We start from the raw sequence: 25,601 nt of genomic DNA, 5'->3' as shown, positions 1-25,601 counted from the left end.
CAATAATCTTTTTCTTCATATAGGCCTCACCCCCTTTTCGGTACCCGGCACAGTTCCATCGGGGCAAGCATGATTCCTCTTTTCTCCATCTCTTTCGCAAATTCCAGAAGGTTCCATTTCTTCCCATCGATCATGGCAGATTCTGCATCCAGATAATGGCAGGTGGATACGTTCCGCTCTCCATTTGGGGCATTCTGCACAAGGCTCTCCCCGTCTGAAAGCCGGAACAGTTCCTGTCCCTGACTGTTTACAAAACAGATGCACACGCCGTGGTCAATGATCTCCTTTGGTTTCATCCGGCACCGCTCCAGTGCCTCATCCTCCCGTTTTCCTGAGATCAGTAAACACATTGCAAACACGCCCATTGCCCCTCCGGTCATTGTGCCAAGTATAAATCCTAACATTTCTTCGTTCTCCTTTCGTCTGTTTACGGCTCGATATGGGGGATTGGGGTTCTCCCCAAAGTGCGTTTGGATATCCAAACGCTATGCTTGCAAAACCAGTCGCATTTTGCTTCGTCCCCTCTGAACCTATCGTTTTTCGGAATTATTCGTTTTCTTTGATTTTGCTTAACCCATCCAGCGTGGTACAGATGATATGGAGTCTGTCAGCCATGCTGATCTCCGTGTTCATCGTCCCGGTGGTCTCTTTTCCGCAGACGACCACCATCCTGCACCGTCTTAAGATCTGATGGGACATTCTCCGCATAGCCTGCATATCCTCCGCATCCCCATCATCAAGGAATGGGGAAAAGCTGTACTGCGGACAGATCGGCACATATCCCAGTTCGTAGATCTTCCGGCAGTACCGCTGTACTTTGGTCTTTCCCTCTTCTGCAGAGCAGCAGACATAAGCAAGTGCCTGTTCCAATACGACCATCTCCTTTCCTGACCAGACAAGTTTCCTCTGCCCGGCGTTTTTCCAAAAAGAAACACCCACAAAGCATTCCGGCTCTGTGGATGTCTTGTGGACATCTGGATTCTTTTCTTCCTTTTTTCAGATGTCTGGCAGACATCCGGTTACTGTGGTTCTTTATTCTCTGCTTCTGCCCCGGCTTCCAGTGCGATACGGACACGGTCGCTTCCCAGCTTATAATATGCATCCGTCACTTCGATGCCGACTGCCTGATAGCCCGACTCTGTCGCCGCAAGGATGGTCGTGCCAGCTCCGGCAAACGGGTCTAAGATCAGGCCGCCCGGCTCGCAGATCTGGATGACATCCTTCATCAGCTGGAGCGGCTTTTCTGTCACATGGATGCGGTTCTGGGGATTCCCATAACGGAACACACCCGGAAGACAGGACACCGGGCGGTTGATTGGCATCGGACCGTTGCTTCCCCACACGATGTATTCTGCCTGCTGGCGAAACCTGCCTTTTTGCGGACGGGAATTTCCTTTGTCCCAGACTGCAGTTCCTCTCCAGATCCAGCCTGCCCACTGAAGGGCATCGGTGATAGACGGGTACTGTCTCCAGTCAATAAAAAGGCAGATCGGAGCCCCTCTCTTGCAGGCTTTCCTCACATCGTACAGCCATTCTGCCATCCAGTGGGTCCAGGAACGCTGATCCTTGTTATCCCCATCAAAGTCCGGAAGGGCATTCTCTGCTTTCATGCTGCTATACTTCTGGTTGGTGGTGCGGTTGCGTTCATTCTGCTTGGTTCCCCCGGACGCATAGGGCGGATCGGTCACGACTGCATCAAAAATCCCCGGCTGGAATCCTTTTACCAGCTTTAAGGTATCCCCATGCAAGATACGCCAGTTCTCCCCTCCGGCAGACTCATCCGGCAGACAGTCCGGTTTTAAAAGATCTTCCAGTTTCAGGGTATTTCCCATAGGCATCATCCTTCCTCTTGCTTATTTCCCAGATTTCTCTGGAAGTGCTTCTATCTATGGAACTGCTCATCGGCAGGTATCCTCTTTTTTTGGTACTTCTTTTCTCGTTGTTCTGCGCTGTTCACGGTGATCCGACAGTTCGGTTTCCACATATTCGCTGATGATTCCCAGTGCTTCATAATAATTGCCACTCTTGTGGACACGGTCTGCCATCTCGTTGGCCTGTTCGGACATCCCGGCACATCTGAGCAATCTTGAGGCATCCCCAAGGATTGAGAAAATATTTCCGTCATGCCCTAAGAGCTTCAGCTTCGGACGGGACGGATTTGGTTTCGGCTGCTGTTCCTGCATCTCGTTTTCTGGTGCTTTCACCTGTATCTGGAAATCCGAGCCGGCACCGACATAGAAATGTAAGTATAATTCACCGCCGTCTACCTTGATCTCCCGTTGTTCCAGACTTTCTCCCCAGCCATCGCTGTACTGGCCTCTCAGATACTGCCCCACCACACGGTATTCCTCTGGTGTCAGATTCTCCCGGAGTGTCAAGTTTGCACAGCCATATAAAACACCATCCTGTTCTTTTACCGCCATTGTAATGCGTTCCACTTTTTCCTTAATGTCCTTATTTCGGTCAAAATAATCAATCAGGTTGCATGGCTGGTTGTCAGGCATACCGAGCCGGTTGATCTCGTCAACCTTTTCTGCTATAGATGGCTGATACTGCACCAGGTCAGGTCCTTCCAATGGTTCCGCATCATCCAGATCCACAATATCTGAATAGTCCGGGATAAACTCTGCCATCAGAGGGGACAGCATTTCCACTTCTATTTTTTCTTTGATAGGCATCACCTCACTTCCTTTCTCTGCCGTTTCTCCGGTGTTCGGGCAGCCATCTTTGCCATATCTGCCCAGTCTGCCCCTTCGATCTCCGGCAGGTTCTCGATGATCCGATAGTTTCCCTCGTAGGCTTTTCGGATATGTTCACACGCCCACCGTCCGGCAAAGTCATTGTCGGTACATACTTCAATCTCGGTAATCTCCGGGTGCTGGGACAGAAAATGTTCCAGTGCCTGCGGCTTTTTCATACTCCGCTGGCTCTGCCCTTCTTTTGGTGCACTGATCCCGCCAAGCTCCAGACGGTACTTATCCCGGCTTCCCTGTTCCAGTGTCATGTGCGCCAGCACATCCACACAGGCTTCATAAACGGCAACCCGTCTGCATCCTGTTTGTGCCGGAACACAAAAAGCGTATGCCTTTTCGCTTCCAGCCTGTTCCATCTTAAAAGCCTTTCCGCTGGCATCGTAAATCCCACGCAGGAAAGCATATCTTGCCACCTGATTTTCGTCCCGGCCTACGAACACAGCATTGTGATAGGGCAGGCTCTCATAGAGGATTCCCAGATGAACACACTGCTGTAAGACCTCTCCACTGATTCCGCGCTCTTTCAGATATCGGAACACCCTGCGGCAGTCCGGGCTGACTGGCGGCAGGACAAACAGCTTTTTGGGCTTTGTCTCCACAGGCGGAGGGATGTAGGTGGGATACTCATCTTTCAGCATTTGCACTGCCTCCAGAAAGGAACACCCATCTACATGGATCAGGAAATTTAAGGCACTGGTTCCCCCGATATCTCTGGATTTCCAGTGCCACTGGCTGGTGAGCTCGTTGATTTTAAAGCTATCGTGGTCTGTCAGCTCCCATTCATTTCTGGCTGAAGATTTTTTCAGGCGGTTCGGCTGGTATTTCTTCAGGTACTCAATGGCGGTGATTTCCCTTGCCCGTTTGATCTCTTCTTCCGGAATCCACGGCATTACATCACGGTATCCCGGAGCTGCTCTGCCTTATCCGTTTTCTCCCACGGGAATTCCTTTCTTCCAAAATGCCCGAACACGGCACTCTGTCGGTAGATCGGCCGCTTCAGGTGCAGGGTGTCACTAATCTGGCTTGGGGTAAGCCCAAACACCAGAGGAATCGCAGCGGCGAGGCAGTCATCCGCACAAATCTTTCCGGTTCCAAAGGTATCCACCTGCACCATGACTGGCTGGGCAACCCCGATGGCATAGGCAAGGGACACCTGACATCGGCTGGCAAGTCCGGCAGCCACCATGTTTTTGGCGATGTAACGAGCCATATACGCCCCGGATCGGTCAACTTTGGAACAGTCCTTCCCGGAAAATGCACCGCCGCCATGCGGTACCAGACCACCGTAGGTATCCACCATCAGCTTCCTTCCGGTCAGTCCGGTGTCTGCATCCAGACCTCCGCACACAAATCTGCCCGATGGATTAATCAGGATCTTGGTATCCTCATCCGGCGGCAGCATGCGGAGTGCCGGGCGCAGCACTTTCTCCCGGATCTCATGCTCCAGCTTCCGAAGGGATTTTTCCTTTTCATGCTGACAGGACACAACGACCGTATCCAGACGGACAGGTCTGTCATCTTCGTATTCCACGGTCACCTGTGCTTTTCCGTCCGGCAGGATTCCCATGATATATCCGCTTCTACGGCTTGCAGACAGTTCTCTTACAATGCGGTTCGCCAGAACCACTGGCATCGGCATAAGCTGCGGCGTATCATCGCAGGCGTATCCCACCATGATTCCCTGATCCCCGGCTCCATTGGCAAGTCCGCTCTGAACAGAAACAGTTCCTGTCCTGCGTTCTCTGGAACGTTCCACTGCCCCGGCGATATCCGGACTCTGTTTGTGGATGAGGGCATCCATATGGATTCCATCTGCTTCATAGCCTGCACTCTCCAACACCTTTCTGACGATTTCAAACACCTGTGGCTCATATCGGCTGGTGATCTCTCCTGCCACAATGATGTTCCCTTTAGTAGCCAGCACTTCGCAGGCCACCTTGGAATTTTCGTCCTCTTTCAGACACGCATCCAGAATACTGTCTGCAATTAAGTCGCAGAGCTTATCCGGATGTCCTTCCGTTACGGATTCTGCTGTATAAAATCGTTTCATAATTATTACCATCCTTTCCAACGAGTCAAAACTCGCTGCTCGTTATAAACTAAATAGATCCAGCAGAAAGCACTCCTTTTTGGAACACTTCCTGCCGGATCTGGATTATGAGCTGTCTCACATTCTGCACTTTTCTAGTACGTTCAGACACTTTTTTCCACCTGAATACTACCAACACACACCCTTACATAATCCCCCTGTTTTGAACACTTCCCAGTCTGTGCGGTCATCATTTGTCTCATTTTCTACACTTTTTGGGGGCTTTCAGACACTTTTTGTTAGAGCATTCGCTGATATTCCGTAGAGTATTTACCAAAGTTTCCACTTTTGAACACATTTTCCATCTGAATATACCTGGCATACACCCTTTATATACTCCCCTGTTTTGAACACATCCCTGTCCATGCGGTCATTATTTGTCTCATTTTCTGCACTTTTCGGGTACTTACGAACACTTCTGACTCCACACTGCCCCGGAAACCGGCACCGCCAGGACGATATTCCTGGCACCGCTCCATTCATATGAACACGTGACGAGCGTCAAAACCTTATCGTATATACACTTCAGGTAATCATCTCCGGTTTCGAACACTTCCCTCCGCTTGGCTACTTTTAGGTACTCTTGCACGGCCACCACATCTGGAAGTTTCTGCTGGAATGGGAACAGATTCCGGTCTGCTTTCAGTACCGTGACAATCTTATACTCCTGAATGCCGTCCTCTGTCTGAAGATAAGCAAAACGATGGGCGTTATAATAATCTTCCCCTGCATATAAGTCCAGGTTTCCGAACATCGCCCCGCTGTTCATGTTGTGACCGTAAATGATGAGATTCCTGCTTTCGGACACTTTACAGTCTGCCTGTAAAAACAGGCTTCCGTTGATGTCATATTCCTTTTTGTAATTCCGTTTCAGGTAAAACTCCCCATTCTCCTGTTCGGACTGAAGCACCGGGTAATCAATCCCGGTATCCGGTATGGTCAGCCATCCCTGCACATCCGGGTATTGTTCCTGGAGAGAAACAAGGTCTACCGCAGCCACCGGGCATTTTCTCCCAGCTGGTTGGTCTTTCTTTTCAGATCCTGAGGCTCCCGGAGCTTCCGGCTCCGGGAAATTCCCTTTCAGCTCTGCCACCAGCTTTTTGTTCTCCATTGGGAGATATACCATATGGTAAAGCAGGAACCCGGCACTTAAGAAAAGTGCTGCAAGGCATACCGTTTGAAAAAGTTTTTTCGCGATTTTCATCGTTCCTGTCCGGCTTTCCTCTGCTTCTTTGGCTGGCTTTTCTGCGTCTGTCCCGGCACAGGCGGTTTTCTGGCTGCTTTCAGGATCGGCTCTGTCGGAATCTGGTTCTGTCTGCAGCCCTTTAAGATTCCGGTCAGGTACGACCGTCCGGGCGGATTAAAGTTCTGCATGTAATCTTTTGTCATGATATAGACAATGGCTTTGATCTCTCTTCCGCCTTTATTCTTGACGGTGATTTCCTGTTTGTCGTAAAAATCAGGATAGCCTTCATAAAGATCTAGGCTCTTTTCGCAGTCCCCGGTCAGTGACCAGAGGACGCCGTCCACATGGCTTCCCTCTTCCGGGAAGATGGTGGCAAGACCGCTTCCTGCGGCTGCAAAGGTCAGCCGATACCCCTCCAGGCGGACGGTTTCTACCATCTCCGCCTGTGGACACCGATATGCCATCTGGTCCAGATCCATGTTGCTTCCATACGCAAAATATAATTGTTTCAGCCTATCTGCCCCCTTTTTTCTTCTTTCTTCTGGATGCCACACCCATGCCGATCAGACCGCCTGTGGAAAGGATTAGGCACAGGGCCGGAAACCAGAGGTTGGTGTCATCGCCTGTTTTCGGGTTACTTACAGACGGGGTGTCCTCCGGCAGCTTCTCGTTCGTCACTTTCTGGATGACTTCAATCACTGGGGTTTTGTCATCTACATAAGTAAATGTCACTTCATGCTTGGTCTCATCCATCTGATATCCTTCCGGTGCTTTGGTCTCAACCAGATAATAAATGGCTACCTTATCAAATTTGCCATCCTTATAAGTTCCGATTGCAAGCAGTCCGCTGGTTGCATGACCGTTTTCATCAGTGGTCAGGGTTTCTACCACTTTGCCATCGGCATCCCTCAATTCAAATTCCGCACCTTTCAGTGCAGCTCCGGTATCCTTGTCCGTTTTCTCAATGATCAGACGTCCCTTTGCGGTATCATCTTTCATGGCTACCTTCTGGATCTCTGCGGTGTCTGCCACCTCGAAGGTGATCTCTTCCGAAACGACATAACCGTTTGGAGCCTGCTCTTCTTTCAGGGTGTATTTACCGATTGGAAGTTTTTCGATATAATGCGGCTCTTTACCGGAAGTCCAGGTTTCTACGATATTGCCATTTTCATCTGTGATGGTCAGTTTGGCTCCTTCGATCTCATTATCTCCGGTAATATCCGTTTTGCTGATCTCCACTTTGGTCACATCATCTTCCATTACCTGTTTCTGGATCTCTACAGTATTCTCCACGGTGAATGTGATGCTTTCCGCAGTGGCATATCCATCGGCCGGCTTGGTTTCTGTCAGGGTGTACGATTTTCCTACAACCAATTCTTTGATGATGTGCGGCTCCTTGGTGGATGTCCATTCCTCAACAACAGCCCCGTTTTCATCCGTCAGCTGTAATCTGGCTCCCGGCAGTTCCTCGCCTGTGGTCAGATCGGTTTTGGAAAGTTCCACGGTTGTCGGCTCATCTTCAAATACGAACTCATAGGACACTTCTGCTTCTTTGTCTCCCTGGTACTCAAAAACAAATTCCTGTTCTTCTCCGGTGGTAACAAATCCATCCGGTGCATACAGCTCCTTCACATAATAGGTTCCGTCAATCGGCAGGTCTGCAATAAAGGAAATCTTTCCATCTACATCTGTTGTTTTTAACTCGATCAGGGTATCTGCTTCCATCAGCACCTTTCCAGATGCGGACAGGATGTCGTTCCTAGTGTACAATCCAAAGATGCCGCCTTTTAATACACGGTCGGTATCCTTTTCTTTCTTCAGGACGTTCACTTTCACCTTCTGGCGGTTGTTCTGCCAGTCCTCATCGTATACGACAACCGGGGTATCCTGATCGCGGTAGGAAAGATCTACATATCGTGGTTCTTCATCCAGGATATAACCATATGCTGTGCCTACCTCTTTGACATAATATTTTCCAACCGGAAGGTCAGATACTTCTGCAACACCGTTTGCATCGGTAGTTACAGTTGCTACCAGTTCGTCCTTGGAATAATAGTCCGGGCTTACGCCATCAGCTGCTTTGATATCTTCGGCAGCACGGATTTCGAAGGTAACGTCTGTCAGGCTTCCTGTAATGTACTCAAAGAAATGTTCCACAACACCTTTGACGTTATCCAGCAGGGTGATCTTATCGAGAAATTCGCCCTTCTTGTTTACGATCAGCAGTGCTTTCGGTACATGGTCCTGCATTTCCACTTTCTGTATTTCTGCGGTATCCTCGATGGTGAATTTCACATCCGTAGTCTTTAAATAACCAAGCGGTGCAAGGGATTCACGGAGGATATAGGTTTTTCCAACAGTCAGATATTTGATCACATGAGGCTCATCCTTTACGGAAGTCCAGCTGTCGATCACGTTTCCATCCTCATCCAGAACAGAAAGGGATGCTCCGTTCAACTCCACGCCTGTTGTCAGATCGGATTTTGTCACCTCGATGGTCGTCGGCTGGTTCTTCTTAATCGATTTCAGTTTAATGGTCTGGATGTCTTGTCCCTGATAGGTGGCATCAAATTCCAGTACCTCATCAGAGGATACAAAACCGTCCGGTGCAGAAATTTCTTTTACATAATAAGTTCCAAGCGGCAGGTCCAGGGTGAAGTGTGCCTGTCCCTTTTCATCGCTTGTAATCTCCTGTAATAAGGTGTCCGCTTTCACGATTACATTGTCACCGGATTTGATCTCATTCTTATTATAAAGACCAAAGACGGCTCCAGCTACCACGCTTCCGGTTTCTGCATCCTGTTTTTCCACGGTGATGCTTACCTTCTGGCGTTCATTGGTAAATGTCACTTCTTCGTCTACAACCGGGGTATCCTGTCCGGCATAGGTAAAGGTTACCTTTTCTCCTTTGGCATTCCAGGTGTATCCTTCCGGTGCTTTTTTCTCTTCTACACGGTATTTTCCGAGCGGAAGATTCTCGATTACGGCACTTCCGGTTTCATCGGTCGTTACCGTTGCCACCAGTGTGTCCTTGGCATATTCCAGATAACGGTTGCCGTTCTCATCTGTCTGATGGTCTGCGGTATAGATATCCTCGGAGGCGTAAACTTCAAACACGGCTCCTGCAAGGCTGGCTTCCTCATAAGTAAAGTCTTTATCAAAACCTTTGACTACTTCGCCTTCTTTGCGGATGGTCAGTCTGCCCTTAGCTGGGTGGTTCTCAAAATCCACCTCGATGATTAGGTCACCGCTGACCGGATCTTCCTGGTATGCGGTATCACTGTCTACCTTGATTTCCACGGTATTGGTGCTGTGGGTATATCCATCTGGTGCAGTCACTTCTTCGATGCGGTAATTTCCACAAGCCAGATTCTGTGGCAGGATCAGGTATCCGTTTTCATCCGTAAAATAGGATTTATGTACCGTAGTGGATGGATAAGTAGTCACTTGTTCTACATATTTCTTGTTATCCAGATCGTATACTTTAAATTCAGTATTCGGAACCAGAACAGATTTCTTTGTCTCGTCATCTTTTTTGACGATTTTTAATTTTGCTTCAAACTCTTCGTCCAGAAGCACACGCCATACCTGCGGTTTCTCTGGATTGTTCTCTGAAATCACAACTTTGAAATCATCAACTGGTTTGAAGTTGTGCGGTGTGGTGGTTTCTCTTACAATGTAAGTCCCGTATGCAAGCGGAATGGAGCATGCATATCCACGCTCATCCGTGAACATTTCTGTCTGTCCGTCTGCAGTCAGCACGACCGGAGTAGCGGATGTAAAATCATAGGAACCGTCCTTATTTTTCTTCAGGCTGCTCTCCAGATATGCACTGAATCCCACACCTTTTAACAGATCGGCATCGGTCTTTCCGTTGTTGGCGGCTTTGATGACCTGAAACGGCTGTTTGATCACATCTTCCAGAGAAGTTACGGTACGTTCTACCGTCTGAACCAGATCTCCCTCGTCATTACACTCCAGATCATGTTCTCCCGGGTCTGCCAGATATCCGACAGGCGGAGTCAGTTCTTTAACGTAATACTTTCCGAGATAGAGGTCTGCGACTTCTGCATTTCCCTCTGTATCCGTAGTCAGGGTTGCAATCTGTGTTCCTGCCGGGTAAAGAACACCTGTCTGTCCATCTGGATGTACGATATCTTCACGGGCATACAATCCGTAAACAGCACCCTCAAGGGTTGCATCTCCCTGTGCGGTCTTTCCGGTTTCGGAATCCTCTTTTACCAGTTTGATCTTCGCATTGATCCGCTCATTCTGGAACGTATGGTTGAAAGAAACCGTTGCCTCTTTGTCTGTTGTGTACTGGAAGGTAAAGGAGTACACATCCTCGCCGTTTCTCACATATCCAGCTGGTGCACCCAGCTCTTTCATGTAGTAGCTGTTGGCTATCGGCAGGTCTGCCTGATATACGGCTTTTCCGTCTATTCCGGTCACTGCTTTCTCAATGAGAGTATCTTTCTTGACCACAATGGTTCCGTCCGCTGCTTTGATGTCATTTCCGGCATACAGACCATAAGTGCCGCCCGGAAGGTATTTCCTGGTTTCCTTATCCTGCTTGTATACACTTACGCTTGCTTTCTGGCGGTCATTTTTGAATGTCACGCTTCCCATGACCTTTTCTACGTTGCTTCCAGCATAGGAAAGGGTGATCTCCTGGCTTTCGCCTGTGCATACCAGATTTTGTGGTGCCTGCATTTCTTTTACTACATATTTCCCCAGATATAGATTATCCAGTGTGGCACTTCCGTCATCTCCGGTGGTAAGTCCGGCTTTGACTAATGCGCCTTTTTTGTAGACTACTGTTCCGTCTGCGGATACAATGTCCGACGCGGCATAAACGTTATAAACCGCACCTTTCTGTTTCTGCTCGGTATAAACAAAGGAAACACCATCATCAGTTACCTTTGCCCCAGTCAGAACTTCCCCTAATTTATAAACAGTCAGGCTTGCCATCTGTTCAGCATCAGTAACGGTCTGTTTTACAGTGCCGCCGATGACCAGGTTCACATCGTAAGCCTTAGTGTCCAGCAGGTATCCGTTTGGTACGGAGATCTCTTTCAGGTATACGGTATCCTGTGTTTTTGTGATCGTAACGCTGGAAGCTCCGTTGTCATCTGTGGCCGGCATCTTCGTGATCAGGTTCTTTCCGTCCTTGTCACTGTAAACGCCATAGACTGCACCTGCGATGGCTTTGTTGCTCTTGCGGTCCTTTTTTACGATTTCTAGAGTTGCCTGTTTTACCCATGAAACTTTAAAATCCACATATTTCTCATCGGTCACGCCCTCGCCAAATACCAGGGCAAGGTCCTGTGTCTCGCTTCCGGTGGTGATCTTATAAGCGGAGTAGTCTTTGATGATGCTTCCTTTCATGGTGGAAGACCATTCCCCTTTGACATCCACAGCCTGTGTCAGCGGTGCGGATAAATAAAATTTGGTACCGCCGCAGATTTCCACGGATGCACCTACACTGCTGGTCTTTCCGGTTGTCACATTATGCAGTCTGACACCGGACGGCAGTTTCATGGTGATGGTCTGCAGTTCGGATGCCTTGAAGGTGATCTCTTCTGTTCTCTGGCTGTTGCCACTGATATATGCGGTAACATCTGCATTGGAGAAACTCATGTCCACTTCCGGGATCTCCGGCTGGCTCATGCAGTAATTGTAGAGTTCCATTGCCAGAGCCTGTCCGGTTGCATTCGTACCAGAAAAAGCGTCACCGCTGTTATTTGCATAGGATGCTGCCAGATGGACAATGATAAACTGTTTTCCGGCTGAAAAATCAGGATGTTTCTCAGAAAAAAATCCATTTTCACCGGATGCTTTGGTACCGTAGTAGCACACTTTTGCCAGTGCTTTGCTGTCACCCAGTTTGGTGATCTTGTAAACACCATCCCCAGGTCCCGCTTTGGATGGCTGCACACAGTAGGCAGTTGCAGACACATTTCCAAATTTAACGGTATATTTATAGGTTACATAGGAGCCCAAACCGTAGTCTGCATAATAGTATGCAGTCCCTCTTGTCACATTCACGTCCTGGGTTGCTCTTGTACTGGTATTGACTGCGGTGAATGAAACGGTTTCCCCATCTTCCATTGCTATCAGGTCAATATCCTGTTCCCCTGCCTGCTCCAGAACATCGCTGAGTGTCAGCCCGGATTCTGCATCGGTTGTATTTTCCGTTTCGGATTCCTCTAATGCGGCATCAAACTCGGATTCAGAAAGTCCATCCTGAAATTCGGATTCTGTTTCTTCCGGTTCTTCTGTCTCCGCTTCCTCTGTTTCAGATTCAGCTGTCTCCGGCTCAACAATTTCTGTCTCTACAGGCACTGTCTCAGTTTCTTCCTGCGAGGCAGCTTCCTCATCATCAGAACCTGTATCCTCTTCGGTAACTGCCTGTTCTGTCTGCGGTTCACTCTGAGCTGCTGTCACAGGCTCTTTTACGATCAGATTTCTCCCAATCTGATAAACCGGGTGGTTCTGGTTGACTGGCTCCACATAATAAACGGCATGGTAAGTGTCTGCATGGCTGGTGCTGAAGTTCTCCCCGGCGTCATTCTCTGCTTTCTGGAATATCACTTTGACTTTGCTTTCGTCCTTAATTTCCAGATTCGTGCGGTCACTGGAAACATCAAACTCCTGTCCGACTTCCAGCTCCAGATCGTTGGCTTTTACCACTTCCTCTTCATCCAGCAGATCCTTTACGGATTCATAAGCTGGCGGTTCTGCCGTTTTCGGCTCTTCCGAAGCATAAACGGTCAACGGTGAAATGACCGTGGATAAGATGGTGACTGCCGCCATCACCCCTGAAAGGATCCGCCTGAATCGATATTTGCTCTTCATGTTTTCTACCTCTTTCTTATTTTTCTTCATTTCTCATAAGAACAGCCGGATGTTCCCACCCGGCCTGTCTGTTCTCATTATTCTGTTATCTTGCGTCCTCTGTCCGTCCTGGCTTCTGCAGACAGGCATATGTGCTTTTGTCATACCGCCATGCTTTATCGCCGTCGAGGTTAGCAAGCAGATGCTTCCGCACATTTTTGTATTCGTCCCCGATTAGTCCGAGACGGAGCAAAAAGGTACGGAATGTAAATGCCGGGTTATCCCCGATCTCCGTCTTTTTGGCATGGGTACAGGACTGGTTGACCGCCTGTGCGGATATGGCAAGTGCCAGCGTAATGTTTGACCGGACTTTTCCTGCATGGAGGGTGCTTTCAAAACAACGCCATTCCAGTGTTCCCTTGGAAAAAACAGCATGTAGGTTTAAGGCATAATACCTTGTCCAGTTGTAATGCTCGGAGCTTCCGTCATTTCCCTCATACCATGCCCTTTTGAATTTTTCCATCGTGATGGTGCTGTTTGGCATCCGGCGGATCTTCTCCACTACCATAGGACGGACTTTCTGACAATACTCATCTTCCCTTCTCGTCTGTACATTTAAGGCTTTGAACAGAATATCCTCTTTGCAGTACATGATCGTCAGTGCATTTTTCAGACTCCTTGGTGTATGATTGGATGCGTCCACATGGACATGCATGCCACAGGATGAATTGACAAAAGCACCTGCGTTTTTGACACACCGCACCACTTCCTGGAGTTTCCCCATTTCCGAATATTCCAATTTCGGGGATACCATTTCTGTCGAATAATCTCCATCGGCATCTATTACAGTACCATTTGCCAGCCTTTCACAGTCGATACTGCTGTCCCTTGAAAATTTCCACGTTTTTCCATCTGAATCTTTTACACACCAGGAATCGTAAGAACGGATATGATATGGCTCTGTTCCGAACATTCTTCCAATCGCAACAGCCGCATCATAGCGGCTGATACCTGTCATCTCAATCTCTGTACCAAAATACTGGTCTTTTAGGTCGATCTGCTTCACCCACCCTTCGCTTCTGGAACAGGTGAGCCGCTTTGGATCTCTTCATCTACTGCTTTCAAATTTCTGCCTATTGCTTCAATGACATTGACAGTGACACCATTACCGGCCTGCTTGTAAAGCTGGTTATCCGATGTTTCTTTTTCCATCTTGGAAATCTGACCATCCCGGTATCCCTGCAGCCGCAGACACTCCCTTGGCGTCAGCCTGCGGATTCTGCCGTGGTAAATCACTCCATGACGGTCAGTTGCCGTAATGGTGAACATTGGCTCTTCCGGTTCTTTCATCCTTCTTCCATTCTGGCGGACTTTTTCCCTGGCCGGTGTCAGCACTGCCCTTGGCGGTTCTTCCACCAGCACCCCGGAACTTTCGCCCCTGTGGTTATGGATGCTGGAATCCTGTCTGGTATTCAGACATCTTGCAACGTCTGTCACCAGCGGCAGAGGGGAGATATCTACAAAATGCAGTGTTCCCTGCTGGTTTCCGGTCGTCAGGGTATGGGCGATCTCATGCCCGACTCTTCCCCTGCGGCTGTTGATTCCCGGATATCCGAGATCGATGCTGTCCCCCTCGTAGGCCATCTTGTATCCTTTTCGGGTGTTTTCCTTGATTGGGATACCGACTTCGTATAATCCGGTCTTGCCGCCCATACCACCAGCCCCGCTGGTCAGCGTGCAGCTCAGTCCTTCTTCTGCGTAGACTCTTTCTCCCTGTTTGCCAGCATGGACTTGTATAAGAGCTGTTCCATTTGCTTTTGGGAAAGGTAATATTTTTCCGGCACATCTTCCATCAAGATATCCGACAATATACACCCGCTTCCTTGACTGGGGGACTCCGAAATCCTTGCTGTTAAGCACTTTCCATTCGACATGATACCCCAGTTCAGATAGCGTACTGAGGATGGTGTGAAACGTCCGCCCTTTGTCATGCGAAAGCAGACCGGGTACGTTTTCAAGGAGAAAATACGCAGGTCGTTTGTCTGCAACCAGTCTGGCAACTTCAAAGAAAAGGGTTCCTCTTGCATCGGCAAATCCTTCCCTTCGTCCAGCGATTGAGAATGCCTGGCAAGGAAATCCCGCACATAAAAGATCAAAGTCCGGCATTCGTTCTGTTTCAATATTTCTTGCGTCATTGCAGAACCACTCTCCTTCCGTATCAAACAGCACCCGGTAGTTGTGGTCTGCATATGCATCTGCTTCACAGTGTCCGACACAGGTGAAGCCCCCTGCCCTGTGCAGCCCTTCTCGGAATCCTCCGATTCCACTGAACAGGTCAAAAAATCGAATTGTTCCGGCTATCAGCCTCCCTTCGCTGTGAAAAAAACAGTGCAGATTTCTCTGCACCGTTTCCGTCTCTTGGTTTCTGTTTTGTGATGTCTATTCTTCTGATTCCGCTTCCTCTGGCTCAGATTCTTCTGCTTCTTCGGTTTCCAGTTCTGTTGGCTCTGCTTCCGCTGGCTCTTCGTTTTCTGGCTCTGTCGGCTCTTCATCTGCTTCAGCTTCGTCCGGTTCTGTCATTTCTCCGTCTGTTTCAGCTTCCAGTGCTTCTGTCTCAGGCTCTTCTGCTTCAGGTTCTGCTGACTCTTCATCCGGTTCTGATTTCGCAGTCTCAGGATCTTCCATTTCTGTTTCTTCGGCTTCCTCTGACTCTGCTTTCCATTTGGCTTCTTCTTTTTCGATTGCATCTTCGATAAGCCCGATTAAGAAGTCTTTCTGTTTCATGCCATTCCTGGCGAGGACTGCTTTCAGTCTGGAAAATAAATCCTCGGTTACCTGTACTGCTACTGTTCTTAAATCTGCCATGTTCGTCTTTTCTCCTTTTCTTGTCATGTGTTCTTCGATTACCATTTCAAGGTATTTTGGTATGCTGATTCCTAACTCTTCGACTTCCAGTTTTAGCTTTTCATGCAGCTCTACCGGAATTTTTCCGCATATGTTTTTCATCTCCATTGTGTTCGTTCTCCTTTCTTTTTTCTACATACAACATACCCTAAAACATGACAGAAAGCTATTCACAATACCCAACGAATATGAGGCTCTCAAAAGCTCCCAAAGGATGCAGATCCAATAACATTCAATAGGCATCACCCCTTTCAAAAATCCGTGATTTATACTAATTTGACTGCTTGAAATTTGGCTATTTTATCACCAGGAAAGACTTGACTTTTTCAGAATGCATCCTCAAGCCCGGAGAGAAAATCCAGCATCTGGGACGGGATTTCTTCCTTTTTTGAAACCCTCTCCCCGGAGCCAGAAATGGAAACACCTGCCAGTTCTTCCCGGATTGCCTGCCGGATGCTTTTCTCCAGCTGGTTGTTTTCCTGATCTTTTAAAATCACCTGAACCAGATAGCTGCTCTTCTGTCCATCTGGAACACTTTGCAGGATCTCCCATGCCTTTTTGTGATCTGGGTTATCAAGGTTCAGGCGGAACGAGAAAACGGGTCTCTTTACTTCGCGCACATCTGCCCCACAATCCGCTCATAGCCGGAAGCATTGGCGTGTATGTCTGTCAGGTAAATCTGCCGACACAGCCTGTCCTGCGGTGTCACGTGCCGTTTCAGAATGCTGGCTCCGCCGCCCATGATCACGGACGGAATTGCCTTCAGATCGAACCCGGCTTCCATAATTGCAGACAGTATTTTCTCCGTGTAGAGTCTTCCCTGCCGGACAATGATTTCTTTTGCGGCCGGGTCCATGCTGCAGCTCTGGCCGTTCAGAACACGTTCGATCTGAATATCCGTTACAGACAGTCCGGTATTTCTGCGTACCTGCTCGGTGATCTCATCCACACACCGGATCACACCAAGTTCCAGGCTGCGGCAGGTAGCGGCATTTGGAACACTGTTGTCCAGCCGCATCAGGTCTACGGTCCAGCCACCGATATCTGCGAGAAGAACAGAAGGCTCATCCCGAACACATTCCGGGTGAAGAGCCAGGGCAGAGTATCCCTGTGGGAACAGTTTTACATCCTGAATCCGGATCTCATAGCTCTCATCCTCGTACCGGAAACGCAGAGGCTGCTCTTTCCGAAACAGATATTCCCGGAAACCTTTTTTCTCCCTGCCAAAACTTGCCAGTGGGAGGCCGGCTGCCAGAACCACATCTGTTTTCCTCTCTCCCCGGCGATAGCGGATTTCCTGAGCAATAGCTGCCATTGTCAAAAGATAATAATTGTCATTGGAAGTCTTGCTTCTCACCAGCGTCTGCCGCCCGGTTCCACACACATAAAATTTCCCATTGTACTGCAGGACATTCTGCATGGTGTACGGCTCGTAATCATACCCGGTCAATCCTGTCGGGAAGCACACATGGGGAGTTTTGATGGCATAATATCCATGGTCAATTCCTATAATGATAAGTCACCACATCCTTTCTGGTTTTCTTTGTTCTTTTCCAGCAGGTGGTCTTTCGGTCTGGAAAAAGAGAAAAAGGGCAGAACCCCGAAGAGCCCTGCCCGTAATAAAAAATACAGTTATGTATATTTACAAACAAATATGCATAACTGTATGCTATCACTTTTAATTAATTTATAACTTGGATTCTCTATTTCTGTTCTTGTAGCACATAAATACTGCTTTAAAATGTTCCTACTAGCTGCCTATGTTACTATTCTTTATTTCACCAATTCATGAATAGCTTTTACCATTGTAAGTCCATAATCAACAAGGAATTTTTTTTGTTCTTCGGAGTATGTCTTTCTTTCCTCTATTGCTTCATCTGTGCAATGTCTAAAGCACTGCATTTTCTTTCTATAATTCTTTACTATCGTATCGTCAATGAAGCCACAACATACATCTTCATATTCTGGTGTGATAAATTTTCCATCTTGTTTCAACAGGTTTTCAATAAGGTTTGCAATCTCAGCAATTTTTTCATCTATATGCATACTATTGAAAGATGCCTGTCTAGTAGAAATTTCAATAAATTTCTGATTTATAGAATCGTTCACTTCAATATTACAAGACTTTTGCTCAAATGTCAGATCTGCTACAAAGGTTCTTCTAGTCGCATAACGAACAGTTCCATTATCATCTCCACCTAGAGCAATAATTCGATTTCTAATATCTCTATATGTAAAGTCTGTTGGATCAACAGGGGGTCTTGCTAGTATTCTAGGAAACTCTTTTATCTCATAACCGAGCATATGTAGATAATATGTTATTAGATAAAACCAACATTTATTTTCACCTGAAAAATCAACATCTGGCTGACACAGTTCTTTAAATTTCGTTATTGCTTCTTCAACATCATAAATCTCAAATTGATAATTCTGAGTTTCTTCTTCACCATAAAAAATATTATATGTATAATTTACCTTTTTAACAGATTCCAGAAAACGATAATGGTATTCGGATTCCTTTATATTTTGAAAATAAAATTCTTTTAAATCCATGAACATACTCCATTCAAAAATCAAGCCACAACATCGACAATTCAGCATCTCTTCTCATTTTCACAAATTCTTCTGCAAATGTTTTTGCTGTTTCTCTATTATGATCTACATCCCAATGTTCCTTATTATAGTTTGCAGCGTTTGTCCAATTGAAAGTACCGTGCATTGCAACTTCTAAATCGATCACACAAAACTTCCTATGCATTATATTTTTGTACCGCTCTGACATCACATCCACCCGATAAACCTCAAAGTGATCTTCCAAAGTGAACGAAGGTTTCTCCTTATTAACACGATTATTATCAATAATAATTTTTACATCTAACCCTTCATTTCTTTTTTTCAATAATTCATCAAATATTTTTTTATTGGTGAACCATGCCATTGCTATCCAAATTGAGAACTTTGCTTCTCGAATTTCATCAATTATCCGATTTTGTATATCATCAAAAAGTATCTCTTGGCTTACTTCTTCTGGTGCAATATTAAGTATTCCGGGTTTTAATACCAATCCGCTATACTCATTATAATCGTTTGGTTCATAAACCTGTTTGCACAAATCATCAACAAAATCTTCATGTTCTTTCAAGACAATTAATTTATCTGGAACAACGCTAATAATAATATACTCTTGACGATGATCAGGCAAATGATATGTAAAAGCCCATTCCTTTTGAAATGAAACAGAAGCAACTTTAAGCGCCTCCACCACCTCATCTTTATGCTCATAATCACTCATCTTTGCTGTTGCTATCAATAAATCCTTATACTGCTGTTCTGTCATAACATCCCCCTATAGCTTTATATATATCGCAATGCTATGAGCAATTTCTTTATCACTACTCATTATTGTGTCATTTCCTAACAAAATTCGATTTCTACCACTAATGATATCATATTTTTTATTTATAATCTAGGTCTTGTATCCACTCTCCGATCTCTTTTGGTGTGCTTTTGCAAAAATCCTGAATCCACATCTCATGGAGTTTAACTTCTGATTCTGTACTATCTATGTTTCCAACACGCCCACCTGTTTCCTGAAGTGCTTCCAGGCAATCCCATTCCTTTTGGAAGTCCCCAGCAAATTCCATCCATACTTTTATATGATATTCCTTAAAACCTAAATGGTAAATCAAGTAGGTCAACCTGTCAAAATCAGCTAACGGCATTTTTTCTTTTTTCAGCAATAACCTTTTATCATGCTCGCTGCATAAATATAAAAATGCAAGCTGTTCTATTTTTGCCTGCTCCATATATTTCTCCCTTCTCTTCTGTCCTTGTCTCACTTTTACAACCGATTCTACCTTGTCCAATCGTTAAAATCAATACAGATGGTGCAAAAAGTGAGACAAACCATCTGTTTACCAGAGAGGAAGAGATTTAAGATGCCAAAGCCAAGGACACAGTCTGGTGAGAAGAATCTGATTAGCCAGCGATTGATTGAACTTCGCAAGACCCACAATATGTCTCAGCGTGATCTTGCCTATAAACTCCAGTTAGCTGGTTACGATATGGATAAAAATGTAATCACCAGAATCGAAACAAACAAGCGTTATGTCACTGATCTTGAATTAAAAGCCATTGCTGAAATCTTTCAGGTTTCATACATATTTCTCATTGATGGCAAAGATGAATAGAAGTGACAAATGGGGAAGTGTCTTTCGTGCTTCCCCATTTTATCCGTCTCTTTTACAGATTCAGTAATTCCAGGATTTTCTGCATACCAGCCTGATACAAGGATTCCGCATATAGAATCCATCTCTCATTTACTTTCGTAACGTATGCATCTATCATTTTTCGTTTTTCTTTTTCAAGTCCCATTGCCTGAACCTGATCTTCATATTTTGATATTTTTTCGAGCATTTTCTGGTACACTGCATTTTCTTTCAGTTCATTTTCTACCTCATCAATCCAGGTATCCATTAGCAGTTCCAGTAATTTCTTTGTATCACTTTCGTCCTTTCCTGACACTGCTTTTTTGATTTTTCCAAGCATGGCACCATACGAAATCATCTGTGCCTGTCCCATATAGAAATGATATTCTTCTTCTATCATTTCCTTTCCGTTCTCCAGTTGGAAATATTGGTGCAGTGCCTGATGTTCGTCTGCTGTCAGACTGATTGACTGAGCCGCTTCCATAAATGTTTCTATCACTGGATACTTCTCTATAAGTTCCAGTATTTTCTTTTGCAGTCTCTGGTATTCCGCATTATGCTTTTTCAGATAGATACATACCTGTTCTCCTATCCGTATCCCCAGACATTGCTCGTTCCAGATGATATCTGGCTGTACTGACATATCGTTTTCTCCTTTCTGTGTCGTTTCCCTGTTCCAAGCACAAGACTATACCACACTTCCGGGAGAAAGCTATTCAGCAGATCTACTAAAATGACCGGGCGGATACTGTGCAACCTATCCTTTCTTTATAATAAAAAAAGGCATGGAAGAATCTTATTCTTTCATACCTACTACTTATTTCTATATTCAACTGAATACACATTCTTTTCCATTATCTGTGTATCATGTACCTATTTTCCTCTAAAAGCAAACTGTATACACTCCATACACGCCTACCATCTATACCTCATTTTACATCCAGCATCAGGAATTCTGCCTGATGTGTCAATGCAACGACCAGATTCAGCTTTGCTTTCATTCCTGTTGAGTACTCTTTTATAAATTTATTCAACGGAATCTGATATTCCTCACACATCTGATGAAATTTTTCTACTTCGAACTTTGGATACAATTTGGCAAGGACTGCCTCAATATCTTTCCCTTTCAAATATCCGGTGAATCCGGCTTCTGCCAGAACGACTCCCAGCTCTTCTTTCTCTTTTTCACTTAACTCTTCCGGCATTTTTCCCAGAATCTTTATCTCGCCGGCATCATAAGAAATGAGTCCGAGCACCGCCTTGAACAAAGTACTCTTACCGGCTCCGTTCTCTCCAACCAGACCAGTAATTCTTCCTTTTTCTACATTTAACGAACAATCTAGCTGAAATTCACCGTAGCTTTTCTTTACTCCTTTGATCTCTAACATAATCATTCATCCTCCATGATGAGTTCAAACAATGAACGGATCTCTTCCTCCTTCATTCCGCAGCGCCTTCCCTTCTGAATCGCTGCTTCCAGATCCGCCTCAACCTCTTTCCTGCGCTCTTCTTCCATCAGCTGTGTATTCGAAGCCGCTACATATGTTCCTTTTCCATGAACTGTGACTGTCATGCCCTCTGCTTCCAGATTGTCATATGCTTTCTTCACAGTAAGTGCACTGATCTTCAGTTCCTTTGCCATTGTTCTCACGGACGGCAATATATCATTTTCTTTTAATTCTCCGGAGATGATCTGCGCCTTGATCTGCTCCATGATCTGTTCATAAATTGGTACCATCGATGTATTATTGATTATAATCTTCATATGTTCCCTCCTGTTGTTAACAGTATATAACAGTGTAATACTGTTGTCAACTGTTATATACTGTTTTGCACTAGTTGACTGCCGGGATATATTTTTTAACACGAAAAAAAACACCTCTCAGATTAACTCTAAGAAGTACTTTTGTTGTCATGTATATCAATAATTTAATTTTAGTACAGCTTTGCACCTGCCGGGATTTTGTCATCTACCATCAGAAGGTATGGGAAGTCTTAGACACTTACTTTTCATGATCATTAATTTTTATTTGTTACGCAAAATAAATTGACTTTATAGACCGATTAGTCTATTTTGTAAATAACTGCAACAAAATATTCTTGGAGGGATATATGACAAAAACTCTCACTAATTATGATAAAACAAAAATTTCTACAGCACATGTTTTCCTGCAATATGATCAGGCTACAATGATACATAAATATTCATTACATTACAATTCTGACTGGTTATATATTACTTTTATTAACCGTACCTATCGTATTAACCGAAAAACGGGAAATGTTCAGTGGTCAGATAATGATTTTGAAACAGTTCATGAAGCCAATCATAATGAAGCAATGACTATTTATGATGTTTTATGTTATTCAAAGGATAGATGCCATCTGTCACATGAATTTGTAAATATAAACAGCCTTTCCTCTGTCCGAACAGGAAATCTCTCACCGAACAGAGGATTTTTCCAGAATACCGCTGACTTTTTTAACGGAAAAACCGTTGAATTGCGTAATGCCTGTATATCACTTTCCGGAAAGGAACTGGAAAAGGGAGATGTTGCTTTTAAATTAAATCTTTTTCCTTTTTTGCCGATTATCATTCGTTTCTGGGAAGCTGATGACGAATTCCCGGCAAGTCTTCAAATTCTTGCGGATAGAAATACTTTAGATTACATGCATTATGAAACGCTTATGTTTGCACTTACACATCTGTTTTCCAGACTGAAGGAAGAAATGCGAATTGAAAAAGGGTGAAGAATCCAGACAACGCCTGATCGAGTGTGCTGCTGAATTATTTTGGAAAAATGGGTATTCTGCTACTGGAATCAGCGAAATTCTCAAACAAACAGACCTTCCAAAAGGATCTTTTTATTTTTATTTCAAAAGCAAGGATGACCTGGCAACAGCGGTAACGGAATACTATCAACAAATCTTGCTGGAACAATTTCAAAATAGTTCTCAGGGAAATGACTGGGAAAGTTTTATTGAAGAAATCTTTGATTTTTTATCTGAAAGGACAAATGGACAAACATTTGCAGGCTGCCCGTATGCGGTGATGGGCATGGAAACAGCACTTGGCAAGCCTGCAGTTGCATCTGTATTTATGGAAGGACTGAAAAAATTTGAGCAGATTTTTCAGGAAGTATTCTTATACTCCGGATTGTCTCCAGATCATGCAAAAAATCTTTCTCAGCGCATGCTTTCTATCTATCAGGGATATTTTCTTCTTGGACGAATCAGCGACAATACTTCTTATTTGAAAAATGCAAGAAAAAACGTATAAAGACTCTTTCACATGCTTTGTTCGTCCTTTTCAAATATCAGAATCTTCTGCGTAACCTTTTTTGCAATCGGTAATAACGCCAAAAGTCTGTATGCAGATGAAAATAACTCCATGCCACGAAGAATATTATCATCTTTTATTTTATGATACCCTGTTGTCATATTCCCAAGGTCTTCAAAATGATCTGCACCGAAGACAAATTTTGAGCCTGTTTGCTGTATGGATTTTTCTATTCCTTCTTTCTTTATCCATGCCTTTGCCAGACATTCCATAAGAATACAGGCATTATCAAAGTTGTCCTTTATTATTTTTAATATCTTACCGTTTTCCTCTGCTGTCAGATACATTGATAATCCTTCAATGATAAAAAGCATTTTCCCCCGCACTTTTACTTCTTTTGACCATGCAGGGTCAAGTGCAGAAATTCCTATCGTAGAAACACATCCTGATTCCTCGAAAATCTGATTGCGGATTGCTATCGTTTCTGGCAGGTCCAGATTGTACCAGGTGATTTTGCCATTATCCATGCGATAAAATCTCGTATCCAGACCACAGGCAATATTAACCACCGTACAATCAGGATTTTTCTCTATAAAATTCTTTACTAATTCATCAAAAACTACCGTTCTGGCAATTACCCCTTTCCCCATCGTAGAATCCCTAGCCGCTGTAGAAAAATCATAATCAATTTTGTCGACTAATTCTACCGCCTTTGCATCATAGAATTTATTATGTTTACTTTTGGAATATTGGGCTCTGGCATAAAAGCTCTGGAGCATTGTCTCAGCACTGCCACTGATAGTAGGTTTTATTCTTTCACTCATACATTTACCTTTTTTGCAATATAATTAGTTTCGACTAACTCGATTGTAACACATTTTATGAAAATAAACAATTCAAATTGGCGTGTCTTGGAAACAGGCCCCATAAACTTTCTCCCCATAAACTTCTTAAACTGAAATTTAGCAATTTCTAATTTTTTTGACGTTTCGGTTCATTAAATGCCTGCCAAAGTGTTTATATAAAAATGCTTTTATCGCAGACATTTCTTGATGGTGTACTTTTAGCAAGTCATCAGGCGAATCATAGACTCCAAAATCTTGATTAATTCCTTCACTCTGAATATATGTATTATTTCTATCAAAATCTATAATTGGATTTTTGAAGTCTTTTACGGCTACACCGTAACCACAAAATGCACCTTTACAATCACTATTTTTTTCCTGTAATTTTTGTAAATACTTTTTATCAAGAATAAACGCCTCTAACTCATACCATCTATCCTCAAAGTAAACTTCAACCCAACTATGAAATACATTTTGTGGTGCATTTTTATAGACAACCCCTGTCATTGCTCCCTTTTGTAATTTTTTATCAATGGTGAATCCATGTACCCTGCAAGGAATATTGCATGCCCTTAGTATTGCCATAAACAATGTTCCTTTTGTATTACATTGTCCATAACCATCTGCCAAAACCTTTGATGCAGGAACATTATCATCAATATTATATCCAAACAATATTTCATCCCTAACAAAATCATAAATCGATTTTAAGCGTTCAAATTCATTTATATTTTTCCATCTTCTTTCCCGAATTAACTGCTGTATGTTTTCGTTGGAATAATCTAACATTTTTGTTTCTTTTAAATATTTGTCCATAATGCACCTTCACAACTTCCGATTGAGATTTCACCTGTTTTAAGAGATTTAATAACTGTTATATTTTGTTATTAAATTCTCCGCAAACCATTGAAAACACTGGATTTGTCGCAGGTGAGCTTTCCCTTATTTTTTCCCTTGTGTTATATCGTCCCATCAGTGTTTATGAACTCTGATAAGGGCAAAAAAATTATATAAAACAGTATAACATAAAATAAAAGTGACATGGTGGACTGATTGAAATGCTTCTTAATTTTTGCTACTAATGATTGATTAAATGATAAGGAGATGGGATACGATGAGAACAATATTTGCAGAATACAATCCACAACGAAACAGCATTGACATTTATACAAATGTTGGCTATATGCTTCGCATTGACTGCTGGGAAGCCGAAAAGGATTTAAAAACCACACCCGGATCAGACTGTGCATTGACTTCACTTGCAGTCGATGAACCACTTGAATATGCGAGATTATATCTTGAGGGCAATTTACAGATGTGGGTAGATACAGAAGATTCATTAGAGTTATAAAATGCAAGCAGCCTGTATGCTTCATTACACACAGGCTGCTTAATCAAATTTATTATAATTGATGAAAAATCGGTTGCATTTTGTCAAAAGTACAAAACTTTTTGAAACCAAGTGCTTTTAATTCCTGTTATGATACTGAGGATATCCC

At 44.5% G+C, this 25,601-nt stretch carries 26 protein-coding genes; 4 read left to right on the top strand and 22 right to left on the bottom strand.

Going from position 1 to position 25,601, the window contains the following annotated elements; all coding sequences use genetic code 11:
- Nucleotides 1–26: 26 nt before the first annotated feature.
- The 17 genes from MUB50_RS13010 to MUB50_RS12930 form a co-directional block, all read right to left on the bottom strand.
- Complete coding sequence (locus MUB50_RS13010) at nucleotides 27–404, bottom strand: DUF3789 domain-containing protein (RefSeq protein ID WP_240577346.1); 378 nt, start codon at nucleotides 402–404, stop codon at nucleotides 27–29.
- Between the two features lie 142 nt (nucleotides 405–546).
- The gene (locus MUB50_RS13005) at nucleotides 547–870 is read right to left on the bottom strand and encodes a DUF7768 domain-containing protein (RefSeq protein WP_019162195.1); all 324 of its coding nucleotides are present in this window, start codon (nucleotides 868–870) and stop codon (nucleotides 547–549) included.
- A 149-nt stretch (nucleotides 871–1,019) separates the two neighbouring features.
- Nucleotides 1,020–1,832 carry a DNA-methyltransferase gene (locus tag MUB50_RS13000; RefSeq protein ID WP_227211274.1) on the bottom strand — a complete coding sequence of 271 codons (813 nt, stop codon included), beginning with the start codon at nucleotides 1,830–1,832 and terminating at the stop codon, nucleotides 1,020–1,022.
- 66 nt (nucleotides 1,833–1,898) lie between these two features.
- Entirely contained in the window at nucleotides 1,899–2,678 is a 780-nt protein-coding gene (locus MUB50_RS12995) for a hypothetical protein (RefSeq protein ID WP_240577345.1), read from the bottom strand.
- A complete protein-coding gene (locus MUB50_RS12990; RefSeq protein WP_240577344.1) occupies nucleotides 2,678–3,643 on the bottom strand; it encodes a DUF3991 domain-containing protein in 966 nt (321 codons plus the stop codon). The genes MUB50_RS12995 and MUB50_RS12990 overlap by 1 nt, the downstream gene beginning before the upstream one ends.
- The gene (metK, locus tag MUB50_RS12985; protein WP_055267995.1) at nucleotides 3,643–4,803 is read right to left on the bottom strand and encodes a methionine adenosyltransferase; all 1,161 of its coding nucleotides are present in this window, start codon (nucleotides 4,801–4,803) and stop codon (nucleotides 3,643–3,645) included. Before metK ends, MUB50_RS12990 begins: the two co-directional genes overlap by 1 nt.
- Before the next feature lie 445 nt (nucleotides 4,804–5,248).
- Nucleotides 5,249–6,046 (bottom strand): class B sortase, encoded by a 798-nt coding sequence (locus MUB50_RS12980; protein ID WP_055155767.1) that lies wholly within the window; start codon nucleotides 6,044–6,046, stop codon nucleotides 5,249–5,251.
- Complete coding sequence (locus tag MUB50_RS12975) at nucleotides 6,043–6,540, bottom strand: gamma-glutamylcyclotransferase family protein (RefSeq protein WP_255786099.1); 498 nt, start codon at nucleotides 6,538–6,540, stop codon at nucleotides 6,043–6,045. Before MUB50_RS12975 ends, MUB50_RS12980 begins: the two co-directional genes overlap by 4 nt.
- Before the next feature lies 1 nt (nucleotide 6,541).
- The gene (locus MUB50_RS12970; RefSeq protein WP_240577343.1) at nucleotides 6,542–12,886 is read right to left on the bottom strand and encodes an LPXTG cell wall anchor domain-containing protein; all 6,345 of its coding nucleotides are present in this window, start codon (nucleotides 12,884–12,886) and stop codon (nucleotides 6,542–6,544) included.
- A gap of 85 nt (nucleotides 12,887–12,971) precedes the next feature.
- Nucleotides 12,972–13,922: an amidoligase family protein gene (locus MUB50_RS12965; RefSeq protein WP_081019500.1), complete on the bottom strand. Its 951-nt coding sequence runs from the start codon at nucleotides 13,920–13,922 to the stop codon at nucleotides 12,972–12,974.
- A gap of 5 nt (nucleotides 13,923–13,927) precedes the next feature.
- On the bottom strand, nucleotides 13,928–15,229 hold the full coding sequence (gene dcm / locus MUB50_RS12960; protein ID WP_255786097.1) for a DNA (cytosine-5-)-methyltransferase: 1,302 nt from the start codon (nucleotides 15,227–15,229) through the stop codon (nucleotides 13,928–13,930).
- A gap of 75 nt (nucleotides 15,230–15,304) precedes the next feature.
- On the bottom strand, nucleotides 15,305–15,877 hold the full coding sequence (locus tag MUB50_RS12955; protein WP_055155765.1) for a hypothetical protein: 573 nt from the start codon (nucleotides 15,875–15,877) through the stop codon (nucleotides 15,305–15,307).
- A gap of 218 nt (nucleotides 15,878–16,095) precedes the next feature.
- Nucleotides 16,096–16,389 (bottom strand): hypothetical protein, encoded by a 294-nt coding sequence (locus MUB50_RS12950; RefSeq protein WP_055155764.1) that lies wholly within the window; start codon nucleotides 16,387–16,389, stop codon nucleotides 16,096–16,098.
- Nucleotides 16,377–17,285 (bottom strand): ParM/StbA family protein, encoded by a 909-nt coding sequence (locus MUB50_RS12945; RefSeq protein ID WP_158293346.1) that lies wholly within the window; start codon nucleotides 17,283–17,285, stop codon nucleotides 16,377–16,379. Before MUB50_RS12945 ends, MUB50_RS12950 begins: the two co-directional genes overlap by 13 nt.
- A 257-nt stretch (nucleotides 17,286–17,542) precedes the next feature.
- The gene (locus tag MUB50_RS12940) at nucleotides 17,543–18,322 is read right to left on the bottom strand and encodes a hypothetical protein (protein ID WP_117802441.1); all 780 of its coding nucleotides are present in this window, start codon (nucleotides 18,320–18,322) and stop codon (nucleotides 17,543–17,545) included.
- A 13-nt stretch (nucleotides 18,323–18,335) separates the two neighbouring features.
- Complete coding sequence (locus tag MUB50_RS12935) at nucleotides 18,336–19,106, bottom strand: phospholipase D-like domain-containing protein (protein WP_015513364.1); 771 nt, start codon at nucleotides 19,104–19,106, stop codon at nucleotides 18,336–18,338.
- 118 nt (nucleotides 19,107–19,224) lie between these two features.
- Nucleotides 19,225–19,575, bottom strand: coding sequence for a hypothetical protein (locus MUB50_RS12930; protein WP_117802442.1), 351 nt, complete (start codon nucleotides 19,573–19,575; stop codon nucleotides 19,225–19,227).
- A 132-nt stretch (nucleotides 19,576–19,707) separates the two neighbouring features.
- On the opposite strand from MUB50_RS12930, the gene MUB50_RS12925 reads away from it, so the two are divergent.
- Entirely contained in the window at nucleotides 19,708–19,959 is a 252-nt protein-coding gene (locus MUB50_RS12925; RefSeq protein ID WP_015513363.1) for a helix-turn-helix domain-containing protein, read from the top strand.
- Between the two features lie 52 nt (nucleotides 19,960–20,011).
- On the opposite strand, the gene MUB50_RS12920 is transcribed toward MUB50_RS12925, so the two are convergent.
- From MUB50_RS12920 to MUB50_RS12910, 3 genes are all read right to left on the bottom strand, one after another.
- The gene (locus MUB50_RS12920; protein WP_117802443.1) at nucleotides 20,012–20,620 is read right to left on the bottom strand and encodes a DUF6664 family protein; all 609 of its coding nucleotides are present in this window, start codon (nucleotides 20,618–20,620) and stop codon (nucleotides 20,012–20,014) included.
- 286 nt (nucleotides 20,621–20,906) lie between these two features.
- Entirely contained in the window at nucleotides 20,907–21,365 is a 459-nt protein-coding gene (locus tag MUB50_RS12915) for an ATP-binding cassette domain-containing protein (protein WP_244791295.1), read from the bottom strand.
- 2 nt (nucleotides 21,366–21,367) lie between these two features.
- Nucleotides 21,368–21,742, bottom strand: a complete 375-nt coding sequence (locus MUB50_RS12910; protein ID WP_015526677.1) for a GntR family transcriptional regulator — start codon at nucleotides 21,740–21,742, stop codon at nucleotides 21,368–21,370.
- A 347-nt stretch (nucleotides 21,743–22,089) separates the two neighbouring features.
- On the opposite strand from MUB50_RS12910, the gene MUB50_RS12905 reads away from it, so the two are divergent.
- Together MUB50_RS12905 and MUB50_RS12900 are read left to right on the top strand one after the other, a co-directional pair.
- On the top strand, nucleotides 22,090–22,728 hold the full coding sequence (locus MUB50_RS12905; protein ID WP_244791293.1) for a DUF3786 domain-containing protein: 639 nt from the start codon (nucleotides 22,090–22,092) through the stop codon (nucleotides 22,726–22,728).
- A complete protein-coding gene (locus tag MUB50_RS12900) occupies nucleotides 22,715–23,257 on the top strand; it encodes a TetR/AcrR family transcriptional regulator (RefSeq protein ID WP_244791291.1) in 543 nt (180 codons plus the stop codon). Before MUB50_RS12905 ends, MUB50_RS12900 begins: the two co-directional genes overlap by 14 nt.
- 8 nt (nucleotides 23,258–23,265) lie before the next feature.
- Here MUB50_RS12900 and MUB50_RS12895 read toward each other — a convergent pair whose 3' ends face one another.
- Both MUB50_RS12895 and MUB50_RS12890 read right to left on the bottom strand, forming a co-directional pair.
- Nucleotides 23,266–24,081 carry a class I SAM-dependent methyltransferase gene (locus MUB50_RS12895; RefSeq protein ID WP_244791289.1) on the bottom strand — a complete coding sequence of 272 codons (816 nt, stop codon included), beginning with the start codon at nucleotides 24,079–24,081 and terminating at the stop codon, nucleotides 23,266–23,268.
- 138 nt (nucleotides 24,082–24,219) lie between these two features.
- On the bottom strand, nucleotides 24,220–24,918 hold the full coding sequence (locus MUB50_RS12890; protein ID WP_117607062.1) for a transglutaminase-like domain-containing protein: 699 nt from the start codon (nucleotides 24,916–24,918) through the stop codon (nucleotides 24,220–24,222).
- Nucleotides 24,919–25,216: 298 nt separating this feature from the next.
- On the opposite strand from MUB50_RS12890, the gene MUB50_RS12885 reads away from it, so the two are divergent.
- Nucleotides 25,217–25,453 carry a DUF6061 family protein gene (locus MUB50_RS12885; RefSeq protein WP_117824044.1) on the top strand — a complete coding sequence of 79 codons (237 nt, stop codon included), beginning with the start codon at nucleotides 25,217–25,219 and terminating at the stop codon, nucleotides 25,451–25,453.
- Nucleotides 25,454–25,601: the final 148 nt, after the last annotated feature.

Origin of the sequence: Blautia sp. NSJ-140 (assembly GCF_022868965.1) — a bacterium.
Classification (GTDB): Bacteria; Bacillota; Clostridia; order Lachnospirales; family Lachnospiraceae; genus Blautia_A.
Note: the sequence above shows the minus strand (reverse complement) of the source record. Positions and strands in the feature narration are given on the sequence as shown.